This window comes from Thiomonas sp., assembly GCF_034007205.1.
Taxonomy (GTDB): Bacteria; Pseudomonadota; Gammaproteobacteria; order Burkholderiales; family Burkholderiaceae_C; genus Thiomonas.
The window spans coordinates 94517-110222 of sequence record NZ_JAVERI010000005.1 but is presented as its reverse complement, the minus strand read 5'-3'; the positions used below and the strand labels follow the sequence as shown (position 1 = coordinate 110222).

Here is a 15706-nt window from a genome sequence, read left to right as displayed (position 1 = left end):
ACGTCAACCGCCGGCGAAGCGGTCCGTCGCCTCGATCAGCCGCGACAGAATGCCCGGCTCGTTGTAGGCGTGCCCGGCGTCGGGCACGAGCTGGAAATCGGCCTGCGGCCAGGCGCGGTGCAGATCCCAGGCGGTGCGCATCGGCGTACACACGTCGTAGCGGCCCTGCACGATCACACCGGGTATGTCGGCCAGCTTGTGCGCATCGCGGATGAGCTGGCCTTCGTCCATCCAGCCCTGGTGCACGAAGTAATGGTTCTCGATGCGCGCGAAGGCGAGTGAGAACGCATCCTGCGCATGCTTTTCGGCACTGCTCGCGTCGGGCAGCAGGCGCAGGGTCTGCCCTTCCCACACGCTCCAGGCGCGGGCGCAGACCAGTTGTTCCTCGGGGTCGGCGCCCGTCAGCCGCCGGCGATAGGCGCCGATCAGATCGCCGCGCTCGGCTTCGGGAATGGGCGCCACAAACCCTTCCCACAGATCGGGAAACAGCCAGGAAGCGCCTTCCTGATAGAACCACAGCAGTTCCGCACGCCGCAGGGTGAAGATGCCGCGCAGGACCAGCGCCGACACCCGCGCGGTGTGCGTTTGCGCATAGGCCAGCGCCAGGGTGCTGCCCCAGGAGCCGCCGAGCACCAGCCAGCGATCCACCCCCAGCAGGGTGCGCAGCCGTTCGATGTCGGCCACCAGATGCCAGGTGGTGTTGTGCTCCAGCGAGGCGTGCGGGGTCGATCGCCCGCAGCCGCGCTGGTCGAACAGCAGCACGCAATAGCGCTGCGGATCGAACAGGCGGCGGTGCTCCAGCGCGCAGCCCGCGCCGGGGCCGCCATGTAGAAAGACGGCAGGCTGGCCCTGCGGATTGCCGCAGAGTTCCCAGTAAATCTGGTGACCTTCGCCGGTGTCGAGCAGGCCAGTTTTGAAGGGTTCGAGGGGCGGATAATAAGTGCGTAAGTTCATGGGAATGGCAGAATAGCGGCTCTCTTTTTCCCCTGCCCGGACCTCCCCATGAGCACCCCCCAGATCGACGGCGCATCCGTCAACCCCAAGGCCAATGTCTATTTCGATGGCAAGTGCGTCAGCCATGGCATCACCCTGGCCGATGGCCGCAAGGCCTCAGTCGGCGTGATCCTGCCCGCCACCCTGACCTTCAACACCGGCGCGCCCGAAATCATGGAATGCGTGGCAGGGGCCTGCGAATACAAACTGCCGGGCAGCGACGTCTGGGTGAAGTCCGGCGTGGGCGAACGGTTCAGCGTTCCCGGCAACACCGCATTCGACATCCGCGTCGCCGCAGGCGAAACCGCCTACCACTACATCTGCCACTTCGGCTGATCGGGGAGCACCGCTTATGGCCACCATCCTGCAGAACCTGCCCACCGGGCAAAAAGTCGGCATCGCCTTCTCCGGCGGCCTGGACACCTCCGCCGCCCTGCTGTGGATGAAGAAAAAAGGCGCCCAGCCCTACGCCTACACCGCCAACCTCGGCCAGCCCGACGAGAGCGACTACGACGACATTCCGCGCAAGGCCATGAGCTTCGGCGCCGAGAAAGCCCGTCTGATCGACTGCCGTGTGCAACTCGCGCTTGAGGGCATCGCCGCCATCCAGTGCAATGCCTTTCACATCAGCACCGGCGGCATCACCTACTTCAACACCACCCCGCTGGGTCGCGCCGTCACCGGCACCATGCTGGTGGCCGCCATGAAGGAAGACGACGTCCACATCTGGGGCGACGGCAGCACCTTCAAGGGCAACGACATCGAGCGCTTCTACCGCTACGGCCTGCTGACCAACCCGGCGCTCAAAATCTACAAGCCCTGGCTCGACCAGACCTTCATCGACGAACTCGGTGGCCGCAAGGAAATGAGCGAGTTCCTCATTGCCAACGGCTTCGACTACAAGATGTCGGTCGAAAAGGCCTACAGCACCGACAGCAATATGCTCGGTGCCACCCACGAAGCGAAAGACCTCGAACACCTGAGCAGCGGCATCCGCATCGTCAACCCCATCATGGGCGTGGCGTTCTGGAAACCGGAAGTGCAAGTGAAGGCCGAAGAAGTGACCATCCGCTTCGAGGAAGGCCGGCCCGTCGCGCTCAACGGCCAGAGCTTCGATTCGCCGGTGGACCTGTTCCTCAAGGCCAATGAAATCGGCGGTCGCCACGGCCTGGGCATGAGCGACCAGATCGAAAACCGCATCATCGAAGCCAAAAGCCGCGGCATCTACGAGGCCCCCGGCATGGCGCTGCTGCACATCGCCTACGAGCGCCTGGTCACCGGCATCCACAACGAAGACACCATCGAGCAGTACCGTATCAACGGCCTCAAGCTCGGCCGCCTGCTCTACCAGGGCCGCTGGTTCGACCCGCAGGCGATGATGCTGCGCGAAACCGCCCAGCGCTGGGTGGCCCGCGCCATCACCGGCGAAGTCACGCTGGAACTGCGCCGCGGCAACGACTATTCAATCCTCGACACCGCAAGCCCCAACCTCACCTACGCGCCCGAGCGCCTGAGCATGGAAAAGGTGGAAGACGCCCCCTTCAGCCCCGCCGACCGCATCGGCCAGCTCACGATGCGCAACCTCGACATCACCGACACCCGCGCCAAGCTGGGCATCTACGCCAGGACTGGGCTGATTTCGCTGGGGGAGGGGGCGAGTATGTTGCGGTTGGAGGGGGAGAAGGGGGATTGAGTGCGGGGTGCATGAGGCATGGGATTGCATCAATGCTAGACCTGACCCCATTGTTTCACGGCGAAGGCATTGCCGAAGACGGCGCGGTCATCCAGCAATTCCTCGCCGCTGGGCTCGACTTTTTCGTCGCCACCTCCTTCTCCAAGAGCTTCTCGCTCTACGGCGAACGCGTGGGCGCCCTGAGCGTGGTGTGCGAAAGCAAGGAAGAAGCCGGGCGCGTAGTGTCGCAACTCAAGCGCGTCATCCGCAGCAACTACTCCAACCCACCCACCCACGGCGCGCAGATCGTTGCCACCGTGCTGTCATCGCCCGAGTTGCGCGCGCAATGGGAGCAAGAGCTAGCCGGCATGCGCGAACGCATCCGCGCCATGCGCAGCACCCTGGTCGAAAAACTCGCCACCGCCGGCGTGAAGGGCGACCTGTCCTTTATTACCCGACAGAAAGGCATGTTCAGCTACTCCGGCCTTTCCGCCGCGCAGATGGAGCGGCTGCGCACCGAATTCGGCGTGTACGGCGTCTCCACCGGCCGCATCTGCGTGGCCGCGATCAATCTGCACAATGTCGACTACGTCGCCAAGTCTATTGCGGCGGTGATGCAGTAAAGAAGAGTCAGTAAACCTGACGGGGCCACGCCGTCAGTCTGGGTCGGGTCTGGATTTGCGGGATTAGATGCATTGATGCTAGACCTGACCCCGTTGTTTGCTTCGTCCCGGGCCCGCCCACCAGCACGATGTTGTGCGCGGCTTCGGTAAAGGCCATGCTGGCGAGTTGCCCCACCAGCTTGCGATCGACCCTTGAGGCGTCAAAGTCAAACCCCGCCAGATCGCGGTGCACCGGGAAGCGGGCCGAAAGGATCTGATGACGCACCGAGCGCACGGTGCGATCTTCCTGCTCGGCCTGCAGCAAATGCTCGACGAGCCACTGCGCGCCTTCCAGTGCGCCATTCTGCCCCAGCCCTTGCAAATCGGCCCAAGCGCCAGCCATGCCGTGCAGCCGCAACGCCTTGAATTCCGCAATGACCTCACGCATGATCACGCTCCTCGTCGCTCACCCGCAAGCGGTCATAGCGTGCCGTGTCGGCGCGGGGTGGATCGGTCATCGTCAAGAGCGTGGCGACCTCGGCAGGCCGGGGGCCGACTTGAAGCCGCCCCATGACGTTGACCACATGCTCCACGCTGATGCGCCCGGACGGGGTCGTGGCCTCCAGCACCAGATCGGCGGCCACCAGCACCGCCTCCAGTCCGCAGGCGGGCACCAGAGCCAGCACCTCGGCCATGAGCCGGTCGCCCCCGTCTTGCCGCAGCAGCGCCTGGCGCAGTTGCTGTAAGGCATGGGGGAGGTCGGCAAACGGTGCGCCGTTGCGCAAGGCTCCCGGTTTGCGTTGGATCAGCGGCACATAGTGCTGCCAGTCGTAGAGGGTCTGCCCGCGATTGGCCAGTCGGGCATGACGGGCAACGCACACGTCGTCATGCACCACGGCCACCTCGGTGGGATACAACCGGGTGCTTACCCGCCGCCCGGCGAACTCACAGGGCACGGAGTAACGATTGCCGACAATGGCCACCAGACAGGTGCTGCTGACCTTGACCGTGTTGTCCACATAGCCGTCGAACGCGGCGGGCATGGGCATGAGGTGGGGCTGCTCGTGCTCGAGCATCTCGGCCACGGTGAACTGACTGAACTCGGGATGGCAGATCTCCTGCCACAAGGCCCGGCAGCGCATGCCCAGCCAGGCATTGAGTTCGGCAAAGGAACGCCAAGGCGTTGACTGGGCCTCAATCCACACGCGCCGCCTGCTGTCCTGGACGTTCTTCTCGACGACCCCTTTCTCCCAACCGGAGGCGACGTTGCAGAAGTCGGGGTCGAACAGATAGTGGCTGCACATCGCGGCAAAGCGGGCGTTGACGTCGCGCTTCTTGCGCGGGTGCACTTTGTCGACGGCCGTCTTCATGTTGTCATAAATGCCGCGATGCGGCACGCCGCCGAAGGCGGCAAACGCCTGGGTATGGGCGTCAAACAGCATCTCGTGACCTTGGCTGGGATAGGCCACCAGCCAGAAGGCACGGCTGGCGCACAGCTTGACGTGGGCGACCTGCACGCGGTACGGAATGCCGCCCACCACCAAGCTCTCTTCGCTCCAGTCGAACTGGAAGGCTTCGCCCAGCGCAAACGTCAAGGGCACGAAGGCGTGCACAGGGATCGTGCCACTGGCCTGTCGCCAGGCGCGCAGAAGATCGGTGACGCGGCTGTAGGCGCCGTCATAGCCTTGTCGTCTCAACTCGGCATGCAACGCCTTGGCTGTGCGTCGCTGCGCTTTGGGACGCCGGGCATCAAGGGCCACGGCCTGCTTGAGCCACTCCACATAGGGCGCGAGCTTGCGCGAGGGTTGTGTTCGCCGCGCAGCATACTGTGGCACGACATCGCCCGGTTGGCGTAGCCAAGTACGGACCGTGTTGCGCGATAGCCCCGTACTGCGGACAATCTCTCGAACGGATTTGTTCTGGCGGAAATGCATCCGCCGGATCTTGCCAATCATGTCCATGGTGATCACTCCTGTTCCCCCGTGCCTAAAAAAGCAGCAGGGTAGGTGAAACACCCGGGTCAATTTTGCGTCGGCATAACCTTCAAAAGTGGGTCAATTTTCGTTCGGCACGAACAGTCTAGGGGTCCTGCGCGAAGGCCGGATCGTGTTGATGCACATGGATCAGAGCACGGCCAACGGCCTGCCGGTGCCGTTCTTCGGCCGACCGGCCTGGACTCCCACAGGACCGGTGGTACTGGCGCGGCGCAGCGGTGCACCCATCCTTCCCATGTTCATGTACCATCGAAACGGTGGTCATCGGTTGGCGATCCAGACGCCATATCCGCTCAGCCAACGGACCGATGACTCGACTCTGAGCGAGGACCTGCAGCGCCTGAGCGGGCTCATCGAGCAAGTCGTGCGAGCCGAACCGCAAGAATGGTATTGGGTGCACCGGCGCTGGAAACAGCCGTCGTGAACTCGGTCGAAAGTCCGTTTGATCAATTTTAAAGAAAGAGGAACCTTACCGATGCACACACGCAAACTTGGCCAAGAGGGTCTCGAGGTTTCCGCACTCGGCCTGGGCTGTATGGGCATGTCGGACTTCTACGCCGACCGCGACGAAGCCGAAGCGCTCGCGACGATCCACCGCGCCATCGACCTGGGTGTCACCTTCCTCGACACCGCCGACATGTACGGCCCGTTTACCAACGAGATCCTGGTCGGCAAGGCGATCGCGGGCCGCCGTGACCGGGTCGTGCTGGCGACCAAGTTCGGCAACGTCCGCAACGAGAAAGGCGAGTTTCTCGGCATTCGCGGCGACGCCGAATACGTGCGGCAGGCCTGCGAGGCGTCGCTCCAGCGCCTGGGCGTCGACCACATCGACCTCTATTACCAGCACCGCGTCGATCCGAACACGCCAATCGAGGAAACGGTGGGCGCGATGGCCGAGCTCGTGAAGGCCGGCAAGGTGCGCTACCTCGGGCTGTCCGAAGCGGCGCCGCAGACCATCCGCCGCGCGCACGCCGTGCACCCGATCAGCGCGCTGCAGACCGAATACTCGCTGTGGAGCCGCGAACCGGAGGAGGAGATCCTGCCCACGGTTCGCGAGCTCGGCATCGGCTATGTCGCCTACAGCCCGCTCGGCCGCGGCTTCCTCACCGGGCAGATCCGCCGCATCGAGGATCTGCCCGAGGACGACTACCGCCGTCACTCGCCGCGCTTCCAGGGCGAGAACTTCCAGAAGAACCTCGACCTGGTGCGCGAGATCGAGACCATGGCGCGGGAGAAGGGCTGCACGCCGGCCCAGCTCGCGCTGGCCTGGCTACTCGCGCAGGGCGAGGACATCGTGCCGATCCCGGGGACCAAGAAGCGCAGCCGGCTGGAAGAGAATGTCGGCGCGCTCGAGGTACGGATCAGCGCCGAGGACCGCGCGCGCATCGACCGCATCCTGCCACCGGGTGCGGCCGCGGGCCTGCGCTACGACGCACCGCAGATGCAGGCGCTGAACCGGTGAGCCCAGGGCGGCTCGAGGGCCAGGTCGCCATCGTCACCGGCGGCGGCCGCGGGCTCGGCCGCGCGATGGTACTGGGCCTCGCCGCGGCGGGCGCACGCGTGATCGCGACCGCCGCGCGTGAGACGACCGAAGTCGAAGCCGTCGCCGCCGAGGATGCCAGCGGTCGCATCATCCCCATGATCGCCGATGTGACCTGCGAGCAGGACTGCCAGCGCGTCGTCGCGCTGGCGCAGGAGCGCTTCGGCCGGCTCGACCTGCTCGTCAACAACGCCGGCCGCGGGATGAAGTACGTCAGCGAGCGCTTTCTGACCGAGCCGACGCGGTTCTGGCAGACCGAGCCCGAGGTCTGGCGCCTGGTGATCGATACCAACGTCAACGGGCCGTTCCTGATGGCGCGCGCGGCGGTGCCGGGCATGATCGCCGCAGGCCGCGGGCGCATCGTCAACATCACCATGAACCACGCCACGATGCGCCGGCGCGGCTTCTCGCCCTACGGCCCGTCGAAGGCGGCGCTGGAGTCGGAGACCATCATCTGGGCGCAGGATCTCGAAGGCACCGGCGTGACGGTCAACGCGCTGCTGCCCGGCGGCGCCACGGCGACGGGCATGATTCCGGACGCATTGCCGCAGGAGGCGCGCGCGAATCTGCTCGATCCGGCCATCATCGTGCCGCCGCTGCTTTGGCTGGCCTCGGATGCCGCGTCCGGGGTCACCGGGCGACGGCTCGATGCCTCCCGCTGGCAGCCTGGCGTTGCGGAGGCCGCGGCCGCCGCGGCGATGGACGATGCCGGCTGGGCCGTTGCCTGATTCGGGGAGGTATCCGCAACATCATGTGCACGAGCGAACAGATGAGGGTCACCATTAGCCCTCTCCGTCACCCATTAGCCCTCTCCGTCAATAGGGGCGAACAAAAATCTGCGCTGTCAGGCGCATTCGTTTTTACTGCGTTTCTCGTAGCAACCGCGAAGCGGCACACTTGGTTCTCGATGTATCGGTTGCGCTCAGGCGCACCAGTCACCCATCAGGATCAAGGCCGGCGCGATGTTTTGCGTGACCCCTGGCGGCATCGCCGCCCCAGAAAACCCTCTGTTCCCCATTGCGTCCAATAGCGGCAGGCCGTGTTCCGACCCGCACAGATCTTTGGCTCGCCTTGCGGCGTCCTACCCAGTCCTGGTTCGCAATGCGGGCACCGTGTTGCATGTTGCTCGGGCGGGGCCGCTGTGCGCGTTCAATCAGGTCTTGTGGTTCTGCCAACCCCATGGCTGACTCGCGCGCAGCGCCCCATGGCTCTTTAACTGAAGGCGCGGACGGTCTCGAAGCGTTCTCCTGTCTTCATGACGTGATAGCAAGCCCGTGCCAGTTTGTGCGCCACTGCCTTGATCGCCACCACCGGCAGGGTCTTCCCGGCTTTCCTCTGGTACCAGCGCTTGATCTGCGCGTCGTAGCGCACTGCAAAGTGCGCCGCTTCGACGAAGGCCCAGGCCAGGTACTTGTTGCCACACTTGGTGTTGCCTTCACCCTTCTTCTTGCCGTTGGACTCATGTCGGCTATTGACGGTACGTGCGTAAGAGGCGAAGTCCCCCGGTGTTTGGAAGCGCCCGATATCCCCGGTTTCGAGCGCGATGGTCAGCGCGAGTACCTCGCCAATCCCGCTGACGGTGCGCAATGCATGGAACGCCGGTTGCAGGCGCGCCTGTTTGAGAATGGCGCCTTCCAGCGTGCCGATCTGCTCGTCCAGGCATTGCATGACCGCGAGGTTGCTCTGCAGGGCCAGCCGTTGTTCGGGCAACAGCGCGAGGGCTTCGATGTTGTCTGATTGCCAGCGCTTGATCTCGTTGCCGCTGGTTTGCACACCGAGGTTGCGGGCAAGCAGATTCTGCATGGAGAGTATCTGGGTGGTGCGTTGGCGCACGAGCTGGCTGCGCTTGCGCAGCAGGTCGCGCACGGCACGCGCATTGCGCGGATAGATGTAGCCGGTCGGCAATATGCCCAGCCGCAACAGGTGCGCGAGTTGCCGCGCATCGCTGAAATCGCCGCTGTGCTTGAGGCCGTCGTATTGCTTGACGGCGGCGGTATTGACGAGCCGCGTGTCATAGCCCGCATCCTGCAAGCCATCGACCAGCCAGTACCAGTTGAAGGTGGATTCCACAGCAACGGCATGGATCGGTCCACACGATTGCAGTGCTTCGACGATCATGCCCAGATCGTTCGGCAGGCGTTTGCGATAGACCTCCCGGTCATTCGCATCCAATACCACGACGACGCTGTTGTTTGAGTGCAAGTCAATCCCCGCGTACAGTTCCATTCCGGTCTCCAGGTTGATGAAGTCTTGTCAAAGGCTCGCACCCTGACGTTACGTCATCTTCGGGAGGCCGGCCACAGGCTAGATGTTTATCAGGTCTAGCTTCATAGCACTCTGTGCTGCAACGCAACCCTGACTGCGCGAACGGCGTTTGGGTGAGGGGACGAAGCCTTCACCACGTTGGCCGCGCGAATCGAGCGAATCGCGCGGTAAAATCTGGTCATTCTTGCATTGGATATGGAACAGGGGCCGCCCATGCAGACCTACACCGCCAACGAAGCCAAGACCCGTTTCGGCGAATTTCTCGACCGGGTGCAACGCGAGCCCGTGCGCGTCATGCGCCACGACCGGGTCGTGGGCGTGATGGTCAGCGCGCAAGACTACGAGGCCATGCGCGTCTTCTACGCCGATCGCCTGCAACACACTCTGGAACAGAGCGCGGCGCTGGCGCAGCGGTCCGGGTTGACCGAACAGGGATTGAACGAACTCCTGGCCGATGAAAGCTGAGCGCGATGTGCGCCGGGTCGTCATCGATACCAACGTCTGGATCAGCGCCGCGCTTTCGCCGTCGGGCGCGCCCGCACAAGTGGTGCACCGCGGCCTGCAGCGCGGGTGGGTCGTGCTGACTGCGCGCACCCATGCCGAACTCGAGGCTCGCCTTTGGAAGCCCAAGTTCGACCCTTACCTGTCCATCGAGATCCGGCAGCAACTCCTGCACGATCTGGGCGCCGCAGCCCTTTGGGTCGATGTTCCGCCCGGACTGGCTGCCCAGACGTTCAGCAGCGATCCCGACGACGACGCTTTCATCCACGCAGCCGAAGCGGCGCAAGCGTTGTGGCTGGTGACGGGCGACCAAGACCTGCTGCGGGTGAATTCGCCTCCCGACGGATTGCGCATCCTCACGCCAGCGCAGGCCGTGCGGCATGCAGAGTTTCCATAGCTCGGGCAAGGGATCGGGGTCAGGTCTGGCTTCATAGCATTCAGCTCGTAAAGTTAGAAGCTGGCCTGCAGCCCCAAGCGGCTCAAGGAGGGACTGTGCGCAGCATATGACGACGGTACGATATGCCGTCGCAGGATCTTTCCCGGAGGAACGGATGGAACTTCCGCAACCGAGCGGCAGACCGGCCTGGCTGTTCGACTTCGACGGCACGCTGGCCGAGATCGCGCCCACGCCCGATGCGGCCCGCGTGCCGCGCGGTTTGATCGACACGGTCGCGCGCCTGCTCGACCTCGAGGTGGCGATTGCCATCGTCTCGGGCCGTCCGCTGGCCGAGATCGATGCGCTGATGGCGCCGCTGCGCCTGCCGGCGGCGGGGGTGCATGGCGCCGAGCGGCGCGACGCTGGCGGGCGGGTGCAGCGCATCGCCGTGCCCGATCTGCGGCCGGCGCTCGACCTGCTCCATTCGTTTGGCGAGCGGCACGACGGGGTGCGCGTCGAGGTCAAGCCGGGCGCGGTGGCGCTGCATTACCGCCTGGCGCCGCAGTTGGAGCGGGACTGCATCGACATCATGGAACGCGCCGCGGCCGAGGTTCCGGCCATGGCGCTGCTGCGCGGCAAAATGGTCGTCGAACTCAAGCCGCAGGCGGTCGACAAGGGGCGCGCGGTGCGCGCCTTTCTCGCCGAGCCGCCGTTTCGCGGCCGGCAGGCGTGGTATTTCGGCGATGACGTCACCGACGAGGCGGCATTCGCCGCAGTCCAGGACGAAGGTGGAATCGCGGTCAAGCTCGGCGAGGGGCCGAGCGTCGCGGCGTACCGGCTGCCGGGGCCGGAGCAGATGCTGCGCTGGCTCGAGCGCGCGGCGGAGGGCTTCGAAGGGCAGCGCGGGGGTGGGCGATGAGCGCGGAAGTTTCGCTGCCCGCGGATCGCGCCAGCCTCGCGCTGGGGGTCGTCGGCAACTGCGCGGCCAGTGCGCTGATCGACCCGCAGGCGCGCATCGTCTGGAGCTGCGTGCCGCGGTTCGACGGCGATCCGGTGTTCTATGCCCTGCTCGGCGGTGACCAGGCCACCGAAGGGATGTTCGCGATCGAACTCGAAGGGCTGGTGCGCAGCGAGCAGTTCTACGAGCCGAACACCGCGGTGCTGCGCACCCGGCTGTTCGATGCCGCCGGCCATGGGGTGGAGGTGACCGACTTTGCGCCGCGGTTTTTTGCGCGCGGCCGGATCTACCGCCCGATCATGCTGGTGCGGCGGCTGCGGGTGCTGTCGGGCGCGCCGCGCATCCGCATCCGTCTGCGTCCGCGCTTTGGCTGGGGGCGCGAAGCGCCGCGCATCACCGAAGGCAGCCATCACCTGCGCTATGTCGGCGGCGACCAGGTGCTGCGACTGACCACCAGCGCGCCGCTGAGCTATATCCTGCAGGAGCGGCCATTCGTGCTGCACGAGACGATCAGCCTGGTGTTCGGGCCGGACGAGTCGCTCACCCAGAATGTCGACGATCTGGCGCAGGCGTTCGAGCGCGACACCATCGACTACTGGCGCGAGTGGTCGCGCCGGCTGGCGGTTCCGCTCGAATGGCAGGACGTGGTGATCCGCGCCGCGATCACCCTCAAGCTGTGCGTGTTCGAGGACACCGGCGCGATCATCGCCGCGATGACCACGAGCATCCCCGAGGCCCCGGGAACGCAACGCAACTGGGACTATCGCTTCTGCTGGCTGCGCGACGCGTTTTTCGTCGTGCGCGCGCTCAACAGCCTGTCCGAGGTCGGGACCATGGAGGAATACCTGCGCTGGCTGGGCGACGTGGTCGTCGACGCCGACGGCGGCAGCATCCAGCCGCTGTACGGCATCGGCCGCGAACGCGACCTCACCGAGCACGTCATCGCCGAACTGCCGGGGTATCGCGGCATGGGGCCGGTGCGCAGCGGCAATCAGGCGTTCGAGCACCTGCAGCACGACGTCTACGGCAATATCGTGCTGGGCGCGGCGCAGGCGTTTTTCGACCGGCGGCTGCTGCGCCAAGCGGGCATCGCCGAATTCCGCAGTCTCGAAGCGGTGGGCAGGCATGCGGTGCGGGTGCATCGCACCCCGGATGCGGGAATGTGGGAGCTGCGCACGCGCAAGCGCGTCCACACCTCGTCGCTGCTGATGTGCTGGGCGGCATGCGACCGGCTGGCGAAAATCGCGCAGCGGCTGAACCTTCCCGAACGCGCGGCGCACTGGCAATCGCAGGCGACGGGAATGCGCGACCTGCTGCTGACGCAGGCTTGGAACGCCAGGCGCGGAGCGTTCGTCGAAAGCCTGGGCGGTGAGTATCTCGACGCCAGCGTGTTGCTGATGGCCGAGGTGGGGATGATCGACCCGCGCGATCCGCGCTTCGTCTCGACGGTCGACGCGCTCGAGGCGACGCTGTGCGACGGCCCGTACATGCGGCGCTACGAGGAGCCCGACGACTTCGGGGCACCGGAGGTGGCGTTCAACGTCTGCAGCTTCTGGCGCATCGACGCGCTGGCGCGGATCGGCCGCAGGGAGCAGGCGCGCGAGATCTTCGAGGCCATGCTCGCGGCGCGCAACCACCTCGGGCTGATGTCCGAGGACACGCATCCGGGCACTGGCGAGGCGTGGGGCAATTTTCCGCAGACGTATTCGATGGCCGGGCTGATCAACGCCGCGGTGCGACTGTCGGACAAGTGGGAGACGGTCATCTGATGCCCAGGCTGGTCGTCGTCTCCAACCGTGTGGCCGATCCGCGCAAGCCCGCCGCCGGCGGGCTCGCTGTCGCCCTCGGAGACGCGTTGCGCGAATCGGGCGGGTTGTGGTTCGGCTGGAGCGGCATTGCCGCCGACGTGCGCGACGGCGCCTCCGACCTGCCGGTGCGCACGCAGCGCCACGGCGGGGTGACGCTCGCCACGGTGGACATCTGCCGCGACGACGTGCAGGCGTACTACTTCGGCTACAGCAACGCGGTGCTGTGGCCAGTGTTCCATTACCGGCTCGATCTCGCCGACTTCGACGCCGGCTACGCCGACCGCTATCGCCGCGTCAACCAGTTGTTCGCGCGCAAGCTGCTGCCGCTGCTGCGCCCCGACGACGTCATCTGGGTGCACGACTATCACCTGATTCCGTTCGCGTCCGAGCTGCGCGCATTGGGAAGCGGCCATCGCATCGGTTTTTTCCTGCACATCCCGCTGCCGCCGCCGCTGATCCTCGCCGCCATCCCCGAGCACGACTGGCTGATGCGCGCCCTGTTTGCCTACGACCTGGTCGGCTTCCAGAGCCAGGCCGACCTGACGCATTTCGAGAGCTATATGCTGCAGGAGGCGCGGGTAGACGTCGCCGGCGACGGCCTGTTCCTGGGCTTCGGACGCCGGCTGCGCGCCGGCGCATTCCCGATCGGCCTGGACGTGCGCGAGTTCCAGGCGCTGGCCGAGGGGCGCGATGCGCGCGAGACGCTGGCGACGCTGCGCGAGCAGTATTCGCGCCGGCAACTGCTCGTCGGCGTCGACCGCCTCGATTATTCCAAGGGACTTCCACAGCGGCTGCGGGCGTTTCGCAGCCTGCTGCTGCGCTACCCGGAAAACCGCAACCGCGCCACGCTGATTCAGGTCGCGGCGCCGTCGCGGGAGGGGGTAGGCGCCTACGCCGACCTCAAAGCCGAGCTCGAAGGGCTGTGCGGGGCGATCAATGGCGACTACGGCGAACTCGACTGGATGCCGGTGCGCTACATCCACCGCACCGTCGCCAGACGCCGCATCCCCGCGCTGTACCGCGCCTCCCGCGTCGCGCTGGTCACGCCGCTGCGTGACGGCATGAACCTGGTGGCCAAGGAATTCCTCGCGGTGCAGGACCCGGCCGACCCCGGTGTGCTGGTGCTGTCGCGCTTCGCCGGCGCGGCCGAGCAGTTGCGCGACGCCGTGCTCGTCAACCCCTACGCGACGCAGCAGACGGCCGACGCCATCCAGTTCGCGCTGCAGATGCCGCTCGATGAGCGCCGCCAGCGCCACGAGCGGCTGATGGCCGAAATCCGCCGGCACGACGTGCACTGGTGGCGCCGGCAGTTCCTCGACACCCTGACGCAGGCCGGTTGAATCCGACGCTTGCGCGCGATGGCGGTCGGGCTTGCCACAGGGCTCTACAATGCTGCGTCCCGAGGAGCGTTGCAACACGGCGTGCCGGTTCGGCAGCGCCGTCGCCAGGCTCGGGGCTTGGATCGCTGGCCGCTTCACCTTGCTGGCGGCTTTCCTTCAACGGCGCTCACCCAACCCGTGCCGGGCGCGGGATGCGGTGTGCATCCGTTCCCGGCCACTTTGTTCGGAGTCTGTATGAACGCTGGGGTCGATTTGAAAAACTTTTCCGATTTTTGCATTGCCGACATCGGCCTGGCCGACTGGGGCCGGCGCGAAATCGCCATTGCCGAGAGCGAGATGCCCGCGCTGATGGCCATCCGCGCGCAATACGCCGCGACGCGGCCGCTGCGCGGCGCGCGCATCAGCGGCAGCCTGCACATGACCATCCAGACCGCGGTGCTGATCGAAACCTTGCAGGCGCTGGGTGCGCAGGTGCGCTGGGCTTCGTGCAATATCTTTTCCACCCAGGACCATGCGGCTGCGGCGATCGCGGCGGGTGGCACGCCGGTGTTCGCGGTCAAGGGCGAGTCGCTCGAAGACTACTGGCAATACACCCACCGCATTTTCGACTGGCCCGACGGCGGCTACTCGAACATGATCCTGGACGACGGCGGCGACGCCACGCTGCTGCTGCATCTGGGCGCGCGGGCCGAGGCCGATGCCGCGGTGCTGGCCAACCCGACCAGCGAGGAAGAGCGCGTGCTGTACGCCGCGATCAAGGCGCGGCTGGCGATCGACCCCAAGTGGTACTCCACCCGCCTGGCGCGCATCTTGGGCGTCACCGAGGAGACCACCACCGGGGTGCATCGCCTCTACCAGATGCACCAGCGCGGCGAGCTCAAGTTCCCCGCGATCAACGTCAACGACAGCGTCACCAAAAGCAAGTTCGACAACCTCTACGGCTGCCGCGAAAGCCTGGTCGACGGCATCAAGCGCGCCACCGATGTGATGGTCGCCGGCAAGATCGCCGTGGTCTGCGGCTACGGCGACGTCGGCAAGGGCAGCGCGCAGGCGCTGCGCGCGCTGCGCGCCAACGTCTGGGTGACCGAGATCGACCCGATCTGCGCGCTGCAGGCGGCAATGGAAGGCTACCGCGTGGTGACCATGGACTACGCCGCCGACAAGGGCGACATTTTCGTCACCGCCACCGGCAACTATCACGTCATCACCCACGACCACATGGCGCGGATGAAGAATCAGGCCATCGTCTGCAATATCGGCCACTTCGACAACGAGATCGACGTGGCGGGTATCGAGCAGTATCAGTGGGAAGAGATCAAGCCGCAGGTCGATCACATCATCTTCCCGGACGGCAAGCGCATCATCCTGCTGGCCAAGGGCCGACTGGTGAACCTGGGCTGTGGCACGGGTCATCCCAGCTATGTGATGAGTTCGAGCTTCGCCAACCAGACCCTGGCGCAGATCGAGCTGTTCACCAAGGCCGGCGAATATCCCGTGGGCGTGTACACCCTGCCCAAGCACCTCGACGAGCATGTCGCGCGGCTGCAGCTCAGCACCCTCGATGTGCAGCTCACCACGCTGACCGATCAACAGGCGGCCTATATCAACGTGCCCAAGGAGGGGCCGTACAAGCCGGCTCACTACCGGTACTGATGCG

At 65.7% G+C, this 15706-nt stretch carries 14 protein-coding genes, 2 pseudogenes and 1 riboswitch; of the genes and pseudogenes, 12 read left to right on the top strand and 4 right to left on the bottom strand.

Annotation, left to right across the window (positions count from 1 at the left end; translation table 11 throughout):
• Window positions 1–3 precede the first annotated feature (3 nt).
• On the bottom strand, window positions 4–954 hold the full coding sequence (gene pip, locus RBR52_RS05870; protein ID WP_320376263.1) for a prolyl aminopeptidase: 951 nt from the start codon (window positions 952–954) through the stop codon (window positions 4–6).
• Window positions 955–1002: 48 nt separating this feature from the next.
• Between pip and RBR52_RS05865 the strand changes: the two genes are divergently transcribed.
• The 3 genes and pseudogenes from RBR52_RS05865 to RBR52_RS05855 form a co-directional block, all read left to right on the top strand.
• The gene (locus RBR52_RS05865) at window positions 1003–1329 is read left to right on the top strand and encodes a pyrimidine/purine nucleoside phosphorylase (protein ID WP_320376262.1); all 327 of its coding nucleotides are present in this window, start codon (window positions 1003–1005) and stop codon (window positions 1327–1329) included.
• Window positions 1330–1345: 16 nt separating this feature from the next.
• Window positions 1346–2686 (top strand): argininosuccinate synthase, encoded by a 1341-nt coding sequence (argG, locus tag RBR52_RS05860; RefSeq protein WP_320376261.1) that lies wholly within the window; start codon window positions 1346–1348, stop codon window positions 2684–2686.
• 59 nt (window positions 2687–2745) lie between these two features.
• A pseudogene (locus tag RBR52_RS05855) lies at window positions 2746–3288 on the top strand (aminotransferase class I/II-fold pyridoxal phosphate-dependent enzyme); the annotation flags it as partial.
• Window positions 3289–3358: 70 nt separating this feature from the next.
• Here the strand turns inward: RBR52_RS05855 and RBR52_RS05850 are convergent.
• Window positions 3359–3715, bottom strand: a pseudogene (locus RBR52_RS05850) (ATP-binding protein); the annotation flags it as partial.
• Window positions 3708–5228, bottom strand: a complete 1521-nt coding sequence (istA, locus tag RBR52_RS05845) for an IS21 family transposase (RefSeq protein ID WP_320376260.1) — start codon at window positions 5226–5228, stop codon at window positions 3708–3710. The gene istA and the pseudogene RBR52_RS05850, both read right to left, overlap by 8 nt.
• 88 nt (window positions 5229–5316) lie before the next feature.
• Here istA and RBR52_RS05840 point away from each other — a divergent pair, with 88 nt between their 5' ends.
• From RBR52_RS05840 to RBR52_RS05830, 3 genes are read left to right on the top strand one after another with little or no spacing between them, the layout of a single operon-like run.
• Complete coding sequence (locus tag RBR52_RS05840) at window positions 5317–5685, top strand: lysophospholipid acyltransferase family protein (protein ID WP_320376259.1); 369 nt, start codon at window positions 5317–5319, stop codon at window positions 5683–5685.
• A 51-nt stretch (window positions 5686–5736) separates the two neighbouring features.
• A complete protein-coding gene (locus RBR52_RS05835; protein ID WP_320376258.1) occupies window positions 5737–6723 on the top strand; it encodes an aldo/keto reductase in 987 nt (328 codons plus the stop codon).
• Complete coding sequence (locus RBR52_RS05830) at window positions 6720–7529, top strand: SDR family oxidoreductase (protein WP_320376257.1); 810 nt, start codon at window positions 6720–6722, stop codon at window positions 7527–7529. The genes RBR52_RS05835 and RBR52_RS05830 overlap by 4 nt, the downstream gene beginning before the upstream one ends.
• A 484-nt stretch (window positions 7530–8013) precedes the next feature.
• Here the strand turns inward: RBR52_RS05830 and RBR52_RS05825 are convergent, their stop codons facing one another.
• Entirely contained in the window at window positions 8014–9027 is a 1014-nt protein-coding gene (locus RBR52_RS05825) for an IS110 family transposase (protein WP_320376256.1), read from the bottom strand.
• 252 nt (window positions 9028–9279) lie between these two features.
• Here RBR52_RS05825 and RBR52_RS05820 point away from each other — a divergent pair, with 252 nt between their 5' ends.
• The 6 genes from RBR52_RS05820 to ahcY all read left to right on the top strand — a co-directional run bounded on the left by RBR52_RS05820 (window position 9280) and on the right by ahcY (window position 15702).
• Entirely contained in the window at window positions 9280–9531 is a 252-nt protein-coding gene (locus RBR52_RS05820; protein ID WP_320376255.1) for a type II toxin-antitoxin system Phd/YefM family antitoxin, read from the top strand.
• Window positions 9521–9964 (top strand): putative toxin-antitoxin system toxin component, PIN family, encoded by a 444-nt coding sequence (locus RBR52_RS05815; protein WP_320376254.1) that lies wholly within the window; start codon window positions 9521–9523, stop codon window positions 9962–9964. Before RBR52_RS05820 ends, RBR52_RS05815 begins: the two co-directional genes overlap by 11 nt.
• 154 nt (window positions 9965–10118) lie before the next feature.
• Window positions 10119–10862, top strand: a complete 744-nt coding sequence (gene otsB / locus RBR52_RS05810) for a trehalose-phosphatase (RefSeq protein WP_320376253.1) — start codon at window positions 10119–10121, stop codon at window positions 10860–10862.
• Window positions 10859–12670, top strand: coding sequence for a glycoside hydrolase family 15 protein (locus RBR52_RS05805; RefSeq protein ID WP_320376252.1), 1812 nt, complete (start codon window positions 10859–10861; stop codon window positions 12668–12670). Before otsB ends, RBR52_RS05805 begins: the two co-directional genes overlap by 4 nt.
• Window positions 12670–14049: an alpha,alpha-trehalose-phosphate synthase (UDP-forming) gene (locus tag RBR52_RS05800; protein WP_320376251.1), complete on the top strand. Its 1380-nt coding sequence runs from the start codon at window positions 12670–12672 to the stop codon at window positions 14047–14049. Before RBR52_RS05805 ends, RBR52_RS05800 begins: the two co-directional genes overlap by 1 nt.
• Before the next feature lie 55 nt (window positions 14050–14104).
• Window positions 14105–14224, top strand: a riboswitch (S-adenosyl-L-homocysteine riboswitch).
• A gap of 59 nt (window positions 14225–14283) precedes the next feature.
• Complete coding sequence (gene ahcY, locus RBR52_RS05795) at window positions 14284–15702, top strand: adenosylhomocysteinase (RefSeq protein WP_320376250.1); 1419 nt, start codon at window positions 14284–14286, stop codon at window positions 15700–15702.
• The last annotated feature ends 4 nt before the right edge of the window (window positions 15703–15706 follow it).